Origin of the sequence: Nostoc sp. (assembly GCF_036917515.1) — a bacterium.
In the GTDB taxonomy this organism is placed as follows: Bacteria; Cyanobacteriota; Cyanobacteriia; order Cyanobacteriales; family Nostocaceae; genus Nostoc.
Genome location: NZ_JBALDE010000025.1, coordinates 30,959 through 43,634, shown reverse-complemented (window position 1 = coordinate 43,634; position 12,676 = coordinate 30,959). Strand labels below are relative to the sequence as shown.

At 41.2% G+C, this 12,676-nt stretch carries 9 protein-coding genes and 2 pseudogenes; 8 read left to right on the top strand and 3 right to left on the bottom strand.

Annotation, left to right across the window (positions count from 1 at the left end; all coding sequences use genetic code 11):
- Window positions 1-37 precede the first annotated feature (37 nt).
- Window positions 38-1,462: a type I glutamate--ammonia ligase gene (gene glnA, locus V7K89_RS03080; RefSeq protein WP_335184278.1), complete on the bottom strand. Its 1,425-nt coding sequence runs from the start codon at window positions 1,460-1,462 to the stop codon at window positions 38-40.
- A 358-nt stretch (window positions 1,463-1,820) separates the two neighbouring features.
- On the opposite strand from glnA, the gene apcB reads away from it, so the two are divergent.
- The 5 genes and pseudogenes from apcB to V7K89_RS03055 all read left to right on the top strand — a co-directional run bounded on the left by apcB (window position 1,821) and on the right by V7K89_RS03055 (window position 4,661).
- Entirely contained in the window at window positions 1,821-2,330 is a 510-nt protein-coding gene (gene apcB, locus V7K89_RS03075; protein ID WP_335184277.1) for an allophycocyanin subunit beta, read from the top strand.
- Window positions 2,331-2,530: 200 nt separating this feature from the next.
- Window positions 2,531-2,940, top strand: a pseudogene (locus tag V7K89_RS03070) (XisH family protein).
- Window positions 2,937-3,272, top strand: coding sequence for a XisI protein (locus V7K89_RS03065; protein WP_335184398.1), 336 nt, complete (start codon window positions 2,937-2,939; stop codon window positions 3,270-3,272). Before V7K89_RS03070 ends, V7K89_RS03065 begins: the two are co-directional and overlap by 4 nt.
- A 135-nt stretch (window positions 3,273-3,407) precedes the next feature.
- Entirely contained in the window at window positions 3,408-3,842 is a 435-nt protein-coding gene (locus tag V7K89_RS03060; RefSeq protein WP_335184274.1) for a DUF29 family protein, read from the top strand.
- Window positions 3,843-4,661, top strand: a complete 819-nt coding sequence (locus V7K89_RS03055; protein ID WP_335184273.1) for a TlyA family RNA methyltransferase — start codon at window positions 3,843-3,845, stop codon at window positions 4,659-4,661.
- Here the strand turns inward: V7K89_RS03055 and V7K89_RS03050 are convergent.
- The gene (locus V7K89_RS03050; protein WP_335184272.1) at window positions 4,658-4,915 is read right to left on the bottom strand and encodes a Calvin cycle protein CP12; all 258 of its coding nucleotides are present in this window, start codon (window positions 4,913-4,915) and stop codon (window positions 4,658-4,660) included. The genes V7K89_RS03055 and V7K89_RS03050 overlap by 4 nt on opposite strands.
- Window positions 4,916-5,456: 541 nt before the next feature.
- Here V7K89_RS03050 and V7K89_RS03045 point away from each other — a divergent pair.
- Entirely contained in the window at window positions 5,457-6,674 is a 1,218-nt protein-coding gene (locus V7K89_RS03045; RefSeq protein ID WP_335184271.1) for a DUF3466 family protein, read from the top strand.
- Window positions 6,675-6,787: 113 nt separating this feature from the next.
- Here V7K89_RS03045 and V7K89_RS03040 read toward each other — a convergent pair whose 3' ends face one another.
- Window positions 6,788-8,143 carry a GTP-binding protein gene (locus V7K89_RS03040; protein ID WP_335184270.1) on the bottom strand — a complete coding sequence of 452 codons (1,356 nt, stop codon included), beginning with the start codon at window positions 8,141-8,143 and terminating at the stop codon, window positions 6,788-6,790.
- Window positions 8,144-8,427: 284 nt separating this feature from the next.
- On the opposite strand from V7K89_RS03040, the pseudogene V7K89_RS03035 reads away from it, so the two are divergent.
- Both V7K89_RS03035 and V7K89_RS03030 read left to right on the top strand, forming a co-directional pair.
- Window positions 8,428-9,149: pseudogene (locus V7K89_RS03035) on the top strand (transposase).
- A gap of 726 nt (window positions 9,150-9,875) precedes the next feature.
- Window positions 9,876-12,512, top strand: a complete 2,637-nt coding sequence (locus tag V7K89_RS03030) for an EAL domain-containing protein (RefSeq protein ID WP_335184269.1) — start codon at window positions 9,876-9,878, stop codon at window positions 12,510-12,512.
- Window positions 12,513-12,676: the final 164 nt, after the last annotated feature.

Below are 12,676 nucleotides of genomic sequence, written 5' to 3'. Positions count from 1 at the left end.
CAAAACTCATTACTTTTTAGTTAGATACGACTTTTCATTAAGCATCGTAGTAGAGGTAAAACTCGTAGGGATGAGGACGCAGCTGCAACTGTTTGACTTCGTTACCTAGCTTGTAATCAATCCAATTTTCGATAAAGTCTTCCGTGAAAACGCCTGATTCCGTCAAAAAGGCGTGATCTTTTTCCAGTGCTTGCAACGCCAGTTCTAAAGAACCTGGAGTTGAAGGAACTTTTGCCAGTTCTTCTGGAGAGAGTTCATAGATATTCTTATCTAAGGGTTCACCAGGATGGATTTTGTTCTTAATGCCATCAAGACCAGCACAAAGCATTGCAGCAAATGCCAAATAGGGGTTAGATGTAGCATCTGGACAACGGAATTCCAAACGTTTGGCTTTGGGGTTAGTGCCAGATAGAGGAATACGGATAGAAGCAGAACGGTTCCCTTGGGAGTAAGCCAAGTTAACAGGAGCTTCATAACCGGGTACTAGGCGCTTGTATGAGTTGGTGCTAGGGTTAGTGATTGCCAACAAGGCTGGTGCGTGTTTGAGAAGACCACCAATGTAGTACAACCCCATATCGCTCAAACCAGCATACTTATCACCTGCAAACAGAGGTTGGCCGTCTCTCCAGATGGATTGGTGACAATGCATTCCCGAACCGTTATCGCCAAAAATCGGTTTTGGCATGAAGGTAACGGTTTTACCGTATTTCTTAGCAACATTCTTGATGACATATTTGTAAATCATCAACCAGTCAGCCGCTTGGATCAACTTCCCAAACTTGAAACCAAGTTCGCACTGACCACCAGTAGCAACTTCGTGGTGATGCTTTTCAATGGGTACACCTAATTGTGCCATCGTCAACAGCATTTCTGTACGGATATCTTGGAAAGAATCCGTCGGTGAAACTGGGAAGTAACCTTCTTTGAAGCGTGGTTTATAACCCAAGTTGGGTTTGTTATCTGTACCAGCTTTACCGGAATTCCAAGCACCTTCTTGGGAGTCTATGAAGTAGTAGCCTTCGTTGGCGGTTTGGGCAAATCTAGCACTGTCAAAGATGAAGAACTCAGCTTCAGGACCAAAGAAGGCTGTGTCACCAATACCAGTAGAAACCAGGTAATCTATTGCTTTTTGGGCAATAACGCGTGGGCAACGATTGTACCATTCACCCGTGCGGGGTTCTTTAATACTACAAATTATACTTAGCGTTGGGATTTCCATGAATGGGTCGATCCAAGCAGTGTTAGGGTCGAGTACCATCGTCATGTCCGATTCGTTGATCGCTTTCCAGCCCCGAATGCTGGAACCGTCAAAAGGTACGCCATCAGTGAATGCAGTCTCATCGATTTGGTTTTGATACAGTGTCAGGTGCTGCCAAGTCCCTACTGTATCGATGAATTTGAGATCAATCAGTTGAATTTGTTGGTCTCGGATCAATTCCAAGACTTCTTGTGGTGTTGTCATTGTTACTCCTTCTCTACCAATTTCCTAAAGTAATACCAGAATCTTCCAAAGCATCCTAACCCTGCTGATCTCAATTAGACCGTGACACACCTGAAATATCTTAAATACTAGACATTAACGAATTTTGTAGTTTGTGTTACAGATATCTGGATTATTAGGTTATATTAACCTTTCGGCGATCATCTGTACAAAACTGGAAAGTTCATCACATAGGGGTCAACTTTGGCATAGAATCCTTATGTAGTGGATATATTGTTTTTGTGCCGAATCTATTTTTAATAGCACAAAAATTTACTGGTGCATAAGTGCAGCCAAATAAATATCAAACCATAAATAGCAATGATTGGGAGAAGAAGGAATGCGCGATGCGGTAACAAATTTAATTAAGAATTATGACCTAGCTGGTCGGTATTTTGACCGGAATGCGATCGATAGCCTGAAGTCTTACTTTGATAGTGGTACAGCAAGAGTACAAGCAGCAGCGGCAATCAATTCTAATGCGGCTGCACTTGTCAAGCAGGCTGGTTTACAGTTATTTGAAGAACTGCCAGAATTGATTCGCCCCGGTGGAAATGCTTATACGACTCGTCGTTATGCAGCTTGTCTGCGAGATATGGACTACTATCTGCGCTATGCCACCTATGCGCTGGTTGCTGGAAATACCAATGTATTGGATGAACGAGTGCTACAAGGGCTGCGGGAAACTTATAATTCTTTAGGAGTGCCTATTGGGCCTACAGTTCGCGGTATCCAAATTCTCAAGGATTTGATTAAGGAACAAGTGACAGCAGTCGGTGTGATTAATACTGCTTTTGTAGATGAACCATTCGATCACATCACACGCGAGTTGAGCGAGATAGATATTTAGATTTTAAGTGGCAAGGTATCTGCCCCGACATAAACATAAATAGCGATCGCACTTTGGTTTTATGGAGCGATCGCTTTTTTGTGATCTGTAGACGTTGATAAAAGCTTTATTCAAGCTTTTGCCCGCAAAGGGCAAAATCATAACTCTGTAAAATAAATTTGCTAGATTAAAGCTGTATTTTTGGAGCTATCTTTCGACTAATGCCAGCCAGAGACATCTACCACACCGTAGTCATAAAAGCACTTATCGTAGATGGTTGGACAATAACCAACGATCCCTTGTACCTAGCATACGGGGGTAGAGAACTTTACGTAGATATTGGAGCAGAAAGAGTTACCATTGCTGCTGAGAGAGACGAGCAAAAAATAGCTGTTGAAATCAAAAGTTTTCTGAGTCCTTCTCTCGTGAATGACCTCCAGGAAGCTGTAGGACAGTATGAAGTTATCCTAGCGTCCTTAAAGAACTACAACCAAAACGCCAACTTTATTTAGCAGTTCCCAAGCGTGTTTACGAAGGTATATTTTCCGAACGCTTTGGTCAGCTAATTCTTAATAGTATAGGAATAAACCTAATTGTCTTTGACGAGCAACTAGAAAGGATGATCAGATAGATAAGCTAGCTCGGTATCGTGAAATTATTCGTCAGTTGATATTTGACTATGCTAGTCACAAGCCTGATAACGGTCAAATAGAGACAGAAGCAGTCATTGACTTGGAGCGAGACCACTACGAAGTGTTACACATTGGCTGGGATGGAGTGCGCCGCATACATGATTCAGTAGTACATATAGATATTATTAATGATAAAGTGTGGATTCAAGATGATGGTACTTCTAAGCCAGTAGCAGAGGCATTATTAGAAGCGGGTATTTTGCACAAAGATATTGTCTTGGATTTCCATCCTGCTGAACTACGGCAATACACGGATTTTGCTGTATCTTAATTGATGTCGTGTATTCCAAAAAAAATAATACATTCAAGCAAGTAGCGATCGCTAGATTAAATGCATTAGCTTATGCTATCTGAACCAGAACCATCATAAGCCACAATAAAAGTTGCTGATGTTGAGGCACTGACTATGGAAGAATTATTAACCCTAAAAGACTTACTTGTTAAGGGCGATGTTCAAGGAGCATTGATTATAGTTGAAGAATTAGAGGAAATGAGCCGAAATGACATAATTAAGACGATTCGTAGCTATGCAGTGATTTTATTGTTGCATCTGATTAAACAACAAGCTGAAAATTGCACGACTCGCTCTTGGGAAGTCTCAATTCGGAATTCAGTTCGGGAAATTCAGCGAGAAAATAAGCGGCGCAAAGCTGGAAGCTATTATCTCACGCCAGAAGAATTGTTAGAAATTTTAGCAGAAGCTTATTTAAATGCCATTGATGAGGCTTCTTTAAAAGTAGAAGAAGGTCGTTATGAAGCCCAAGAATTAGAAAAGCTGGTTAATCAAGAAGAAATTATTAATCGTGCTTTGGTTTTAATCTTACCAGGAGAGTCTAGTTAATTGGCTAAACAGCGACTAGATACATTATTAGTAGAGTTAAATTTATGTTCTTCTCGCGCCTTAGCACAGCGGCTAATTCAGGCGGGAGAAGTTACTGTTAATCAGCAGTTAGTTGATAAACCTGGTACTGAAGTTGATATTGCAGCTCAAATCAATATTAAAGAGCGATCGCCTTTTGTTTCTAGAGGCGGTGAAAAACTCTCCAAAGCTTTGTCAGTATTTGCCATTTCCGTAGCCGAGCGCATTTGTCTAGATGGTGGGATTTCTACTGGTGGTTTTACTGATTGTCTTTTGCAAGCTGGAGCAAAACAAGTTTACGGTATTGATGTTGGTTACGGACAAGTTGACTGGCTCTTAAGAAACGATCCGCGGGTGATTTTGCGGGAACGCACCAATTTACGGCAACTAAGACCAGATGAGTTATATGGCGAAAATGACCCGATTCCTGATTTGGCGGTGGTCGATGTATCGTTTATTTCTTTAACTAAAATTCTACCTGCTTTGTGGCAACTAACTCAAGCTAACCGAGAAGCTGTGTTGTTAGTCAAGCCACAATTTGAAGTCGGCAAATCCCGTGTGGGTAAAAAAGGTGTTGTGCGTGATCCAAACGACCAAGCTGATGCCATTTTCCAGGTGTTGCAAGCCGCCCATGAATTAGGGTGGAAATACAAAGGCTTAACTTGGTCGCCGATCACTGGCCCTGCTGGGAATATCGAATATCTGTTGTGGTTGGCAATAGAAAGTGAAACACCACCACTTGATTTACAGGCAATTAAGCAAATAACGCAATCAGCAACAACTGATTTACGGAAGAGTTAAAGGTCATATATTAGACACTCTACAGAACCTGGACGGCGATCGCAGTAATTTTCCAAAGAGGTTTTCTTTGATTTTGCTTGGTGTTGGTGGGCTTTCTCAGCTTGCAATTCTTCTACAATGTCCCAAGCTACGGCACAACCAGCAGAATTGCTGCCATTTAGATCGCAAGTTGTCCGGGCTTCAGTAATGGCGTTAACAATGGCTTCTTCAAGATTTGCCGCCCCAGCAGTTTCAAATTTTAAGGTAGTTGTCATGATACTTTCACCTTTAATTTACAGACAGAGATATTAACTGCGAGCTTTTAATGACCTCAATAAGCTCACACTTCTAGTTTAGATAGGCTTCCTACAAGAAGTAGTGGTAAACACCGCCATCTTTTTAGAAAAATTGAGTGTGATTACCCTCTTGTCATCTTTAGATTCAAAAAGGTATGGGAATTCTACTAGTTGCGATCACTAGTAAAGATGGTCATGTTCTCAATCTTGCATCCCAAATTGGGAATGTCAGTCAATTGTCAGAAGATATTGATAGAAGTTGATAAATACTTATAAACGGTAAGAAAGGCGAAACAATTTTTATTTATTCTCAACACTTGTGTTTGTAGTAATTCAAGACTCCCAAAATAACTAATTAATCGTATAAATAAATACTCAACTTATGAGGTTGTACTGTCTCTAAGCATAGCTGCTTAGAGACAGTACCAATACGAATATTCCTTAAAAAAAGTATATTTTTTTAATTACTCAAATAGAGTAAATACTGATAAAACATATAAAAGTAAAGTTTTAATAAAATATGTTGAAGTATACTCTGGGCACTACTGGTATCGGGCTGATCGCCTTAATTATCGGAGAAGTTACAACTCCCCAGCAGGCTGCTGCTATATCTTTGTACTCTATTACCGATCTTGGTTCCTTAAACCCTACTGCTACTGGCTTTGATGCTTTCAGTGCGGCATACGACATTAACAATGCTGGTCAAGTGGTTGGTAATTCAATTCTTCCTAGTACTGATGTTTTCCGCTCTAACGCCTTTCGCACGGCTCCTAACAGTGCAATTAATCCACTGACTGACGACTTAGGTACTTTAGGTGGTAACTCAAGCACTAGCTATGCAATCAATGACTTTGGTCAAGTGGTCGGTGAGTCAAAGAAGTCTGTATATGGATCTGATTATGCTTTTCTCTGGAGTGATGCTACTGGAATGCAAAATCTAGGAACCCTTGGGGGAGAATTCAGCTTCGCTTATGGCATCAATAACTTAGGACAGGTCGTTGGCTCGGCAGAAACGAAGGAAGGAGAATTCCACGCCTTTTTCTATAGTGGGAGTGGAGAATTACAAGACCTGACCACCCTTGAGGGATCAAGCTCTGCAAGGGATATTAACGATTCAGGACAAATAGTTGGCTCTATACAAAGTCAGTCAGGACAAAATCACCCTTTCCTCTACAGTGAGAGTGGAGGATTACAGGACTTAGGCACACTTGGAGGTGAGGAAGGTATAGCTTTTGCTATCAATAACTTCGGACAGGTTGTTGGTAGCGCAGACACTGGAGCAACTTTTGAACCAGACGATCCAAAAGAATGCCCTTGTAATGTTAGGCACGCTTTCCTCTACAGTGGAAGTGGAACACTACAAGACTTAGGTACACTTGGGGGACCAAATAGTGAGGCTACTAATATTAATGATTTTGGTCAAATAGTTGGTAATGCAGGCTCTCCCTTCTTCTATAGTGACGGTAAAATGACTAATTTAAACGATCTCATTCCTGCTAATTCTGGTTGGCTTCTTGGAAGCGCAGATGGGATCAACAACTCTGGACAAATTGTGGGTACTGGTACTATTCAAGACCCTAAACGTAATTATCCTGTTCATGCTTTTCTTTTGACACCTGTTTTGAAACCGACTTCTGTTCCTGAACCCTCAATCATATTGGGTTCATTGACGGCTAGTGCTTTTATAGTCTTAGGCAAAAAATCTAAGCAGCAAGGCAAAGTAAAAGGTGTAGTCTAAGCTGACAACTTCGACTATTTTATAACTGCCGTGTTAGCAAGTTTAATACGGTAGTTTTTACTTTCTGGTTAATTTGAGTTAATAGAAATTTTTCGGAACACAACTCGAAAATCTCAATACTTTATATTTAACTCTTGTCGCAGACGATACATAATTGTGTTTTTGTCAACTTGAGAGAGAATCTTTTGAATGACACTGCTAGCGCCCAATTGTCCCCAAGTGCAGCCTTTTTCAAGATAGACTTGGGCAGCTTTGCCAACAGAATATGCACCATAACCGGCAATACCAGCTTGAGCGATCGCACTGCCAGCAAAAGCAGTAATATTGCTGGGATTGTCACCACTAGTTATTGCGGTCGTACTTTTACCTAAACCCAAAAGAAAACTACTACCTAATTCTCCAAGTAGCAAGCCACCAGAACTAAATATAATCGTTTTTAAAATTTTCCCGGCTTCATAGCTAGTCATCGGCAAACCATATAATCTAGCGAGAGCGCGAATTAAAGCCAAATCGGCAACAGTTCCGCCAAGGATATCCAAAAAGGCGATGGGATTGAGCATTACTGCCAAAGCTTTGTATTTGGTAAATTGCCAAATAATTTCTTCGGCTTCTTTTTCGCGTAAATCGATAGTTTTTTGAGCGATCGCGGCTTCTGCATCTCGTGCTTGGATCAGTGCATTTAAAGCCAAAAGCGATCGCCCTTCCCGATTAAGAATATTCAGAACTGTCTCTTTGAGTTCGTCTACTTGCGGTGGTGGTGTTTCCCATTCATAACTGACACGCCCATCAGCCCATTCAACCCGCACTTCCATTGCTGCTGGTTCCGCCGCCACCATCACAATTTCATCTGGGAGTAGAGGCTTGGTCTGGGGATTCCCAGCACCCAGTTGTTGCAAATTTTGGTAAATCACTGCGCGATCGGTATCTGGGTATAAATCTATCTTGTTAAATACTAAAATCAGGGGTTTTTGTGATTGTCGCAATTCCAGCAGTGCTTGATACTCAGTACGCGTGATATCACCAGAGACGACAAACAAAATCAAATCTGCCTGATGCACTACTTCTCGTGCCATCTCCGCCCGTGACTCACCCGCAATTTCATCTAATCCGGGGGTATCAATTAACTCTACTAATACCTTACCACCGGGTTGCCACCGCACGGAACGCGGCCATTGGGTGACACCGTTTAAGGGCCCAGTTTGTAGAATTTTGTCTCCCAATAAGGCATTTAAAACTGCTGACTTTCCCCGACTCACCAAACCAAAGACGGCAATTCTAATGACGTTTGAATCCAGCTTGTTGAGTGTAGCTCTTAAAGCTTCTAACTCTGGTTTCACCAAACCTAGCAATTCTGGGTTAGATGAAAGCTGTTCTGACTTGCGAAGATATCCATACCAAGAAAGCGCTTGTCTGAGACTGGCGCGGGCACGATTTAAGTGAGTTTCTTGCAGATTACGATAAACCGACATAATATCAACACTTCAGCCTTCACTCTCTCTAAAATGCTCATCCAATGCTCAAAACACTTACTTTCAGTATTTAAACGTAAATAATAGGTATGAGTTCGTACTGCTTAACCATGCTTAATTAATTTTCACTTTCTCAACCCCATTATCAGGGGAAGGAAAAGTTAAACATACCTCTCTATTATCCCTAAGTTGTTGAACTAATATTCTATATATAGTAATCCTATTTGATTTTTGAAAAAGATTACGAGAAAATACGGCTATGTGTATAAGTGTAAGAGTAGACAATACTGAAACAGTATCTACAAACTGTATCACTCCCGGTGAGAGTAGCAACTGCGATCGCAGAACTACAAGAATTTATCGCAGCTTGTCGCGATGCCCGTGAGGCAAGAAAAGCCTTAGCGGTGAAGTTGGTTGTGCCTTGATTACTTGTACGAGGAGATCCAAAGAATTTTAGATGTGTCTTTAGGCTCGATTATTGGTTGGAAGCAAGCTTATGAGCAGGATGGAATGAATGGACTAAAGTTAAACCACAAAGGACGAAAAAGCCACTTGAGTAACGAACAGCCAGAAGAAGTGTTGAGTTGGTTACAAACCAAGGGCTATTGGGAGCTTGGGGAACTGGAATATAAATACTATTGATTACCTGCAATATCTAATAACTGAGTCTGGCGACCAACGATTGCTGATTTTCTGGGATGGTGCCACTTACCACCGTTCCAAACAAATCCAAAGCTTTTTAGACAAATTTAACCAAGGTTTACCACCAGAACAATGGCAAATTCACTACGTTCATTTTGTTCCTAATTGTCCACAGCAAAATCCTATTGAAGATATCTGGTTATAAGCTAAAACATGGGTTCGACGTTTTTGTGCCTTGATTCCTTCCTTCTCACATCTGAAATGGATGTTTAAGTGGTTTATTCGACACACTACCTTTAATTTTATCGCTCTTGGGATGTACGGGTTTTTTTCACGCAATCAAATAGGAATCCTATATATATAAGACATGAAAAGTTCCTAATTTTATGAGGTTGAAAATTAGGTTTTTTCTAAATTTTAAGTAAAGATGTGACTAATGGATAACTAGCTTTTAAAGAGAGAGGCTAAGCCAACATCTATACCTAGCTCAAAGACGGATTGGCTCCGACTTTGTTCAGTTTTAGTTAGGATTGAAATTTCCTCATATAACTCTCTTCTCTACAAGAGGCTGCGCTAACTTGACGCTACGCCTAACTTGCTTCCCTGTAAGTACAATTTTGAAATTTTAATTTTGAATTGTTGATCTGGGTATCCTAAGAAAGACAAGGTTAGATGATGATATAGACAAAGGAGCAAAGTTTATAACTTATGTATGAGTAGAGAAAACAACTAGTATCGCAAGGCGGAAGTCAAAAGTCAAAAGTATTATGTAATGGGCTTTTTAGGGATTTTAAGTGGTTGCTCTATTTACGCCGTGGCGTACTAGAATTTCTATTAAAAAAAACTGATTGAACAATTAGCCAACTCATTCCATAAAAAGAAGAGTGCTTGCGGTCAATCATGAAGGTAAAAGCTGGTCTACACCCTTATACGAATTTTGCGCTGTAGTGGGCTACGCCTACGCAGATGGTTAAGAACTTTTATGAAGCAAATTTTTCCATAAGTGCAGCTTGAAATTCTGGACTTATAAGAGCAGTCTTTTTTAGACTAAGACATAAATATTAATTATATGAGAAATTGAGGAACAGCCATGCAAGGAAATGAGCGGGAAAAAATACGCCATCTGTTGGTCATCCAAGACCTGGAAGGACGGCGAACTGTCCCCTTACGAGAGACTACTTATTCTCTGGGGCGGCATCCTGCAAACACTATTGTCTTGGCTTCCCGGTCAGTATCAATGCAACATGCAATTTTATTGCGAGTAACTGTTCCAGAAACTGACCAATATGGCTTTCAGATTATTGATGGCAACTATAAGGGGAAAGCAAGTACTAATGGCTTATTTGTAAATGGTAATAAATGCTTTTCTCATAATCTTAGGCATGGAGATATCATTGCTTTTGGCAGTAATAAAGCTCAGGCTAAATATTATGCTATTTCCAACATTTCCGAACAAGTATTTTCTGAATCTTTTGATGTTGAAGACTTATCTGGTTTCTTATCAGAGCAAGCCAGTCCTGCCAATCCTTTTCAAACCTTGGCTGTCGATCCGGGCTTTGAAGCAGCTAGTGAGTCTGCCCTAGCTCGCCTAGCATCCTTCCCTGAACTCATTCCCAATCCAATTATTGAGATGGATTTCGAGGGAAGAATTACTTATCTCAATCCAGCCGCAGCGATCAAGTTTCCCAATCTTAGGGAAGTTGGGACAGAACACCCAATCTTAACGGAACTCTTAATTGGAGTTAAGAATCTAGAAAACAATTCTTTTGTGCGAGAGGTGGAAGTAGGTACAGAAGTTTTTGAACAATCTGTTCTTTATCTTCCTGAAAGTGATTTAATTAGAACTTTTATTATTAGGGATATTACAGAGCAAAAGCAAGCTACAGCCGAATTGCGCCAGCGCGATCGCTTGTTACAAGCAGTTGCAGAAGCTGCCAATTATTTACTAGGAGAAATGAATTACGAAACTGGTATCGATCAAGCTCTCGCTGTACTGGGCGAAGCAGCCAAAGCAGATCGTGCCTATCTCTTTGAGAACCATCCCCATCCTGTTACAGAGGAAATAGCAGTCAGCCTACGGTTTGAATGGACACAATCTTGTATTAAATCTACCCATCATCATTGGCAGAATCACCTTTATCAAGCTCCTGGATTAGCCCGTTGGTACACAGTTCTCTCTAGCGGTCAGTCCATTAGCGGAATCACTCAAAAATTTCCGGTCGCCGAACAAGAATTCCTGATTCGAGATGGCATTAAATCCCTTCTGTTGGTGCCTCTTCGCTTGGATAATGATTTCTGGGGGTATCTTGGCTTAGCAGACTGTACCTTTGAGCGTCATTGGTCAAAGCACGAAGAATCTACTCTTTTGACGATGGCCGCTAGTATCATTGGTGCATGGCAACGTCAACAAGTAGAAGAAAAGATTCGCTATCAAGCCCTCCATGACTTGCTGACAGGGTTGCCCAATCGCTTACTATTTAATGAGCTGCTTAGTAAAACTCTGCCCAACGCCACTCGAAATGACGAAAGTTTAGCTGTAATTTTCCTCGATCTGGATCGCTTCAAGGTCATTAATGATACTCTGGGGCACACTCTGGGAGACCAATTGTTACAAAGCGTCTCTCAAAGATTAAAAGACTCACTTAGAGGCGGAGATACTGTAGCTCGTTGGGGAGGCGATGAGTTTACTATTCTACTCCCACAAGTTAATGATATTAAAGAGGTAACTTTGGTGGCGCAGAGAATCTTACAAGCCTTTGAGGATGCTTTTCATCTCCAAGAGCATGAACTTTATGTGACTGCTAGCCTCGGTATTGCTTTACTTGATAATAATAGCCCCGACGCGGAAACACTAATCCAGCACGCAGATGCCGCTTTGTACTACGCCAAGGACAAAGGACGGAATAACTACCAATTCTATAGTGTTTCCCTGAGTGCTAAAAATCCTGAACTCCTGACTTTAGAAAAGAGCTTGCGCTATGCCTTAGAACGCAATGAATTTACGCTGTACTATCAGCCTCGTGTGAACATTGCTACAGGAGAAATTACTAGTATGGAGGCTCTGTTGCGTTGGCAGCATCCAGAGATGGGATTGGTCGCTCCCAGTGTGTTCATTCCCCTGGTCGAAGAAAGTGGATTAATTGTCCCTATCGGCGAATGGACGCTACAGACTGCTTGTAGCCAAAATAAAGCATGGCAAGATGCTGGATTGCCACCGATTACGATCGCTGTTAATCTTTCTCTCAAGCAGTTCCGCCAACCCAAATTGGTAGAGACTATAGCCAAGGTTTTAGAACAAACACGTCTGGAGCCGCGCTTTTTAGAACTGGAAATTATGGAAACCACAGCGATTGAGGACTTGGATTTTACCACAAAGGTGTTAGAGGAGCTACAGCAGATGGGTGTTCATATCTCCATTGATGACTTTGGTACAGGTCATTCCTCGCTCTCACGTCTACAACTTTTGCCACTCCACAATCTGAAAATAGATAAATCTTTCATTCAATATTTGACGCAGGATACCAAAGTAGCTCACATTATCCAGGCCATAGTTACCTTGGGACACAACTTGGGATTAAAGTTAACAGCCGAAGGGGTAGAGAAGGAAGAAGAATTGGAATTCTTGAAATCTATCAACTGCGAGGAGGTACAAGGCTTTTTATTCTACCGCCCACTTTCTGAACACAAAGCAACAGAAGTCCTCGAAAGTATACGACCAACGATCTAGTACCGCAAGGCGGAAGTCAAAAATCACTCATTCAAAAGTCAAAAGTTTTATGGAATAAGCTCTAAAGAGCTTTTCAATGGTCTGCTTGTTTACGTTGTGTTGTACTAGTACAAGGGAAAACTGTTTGTACCAGTAAGGATACAATAAAATTCATTGTCCTGCTG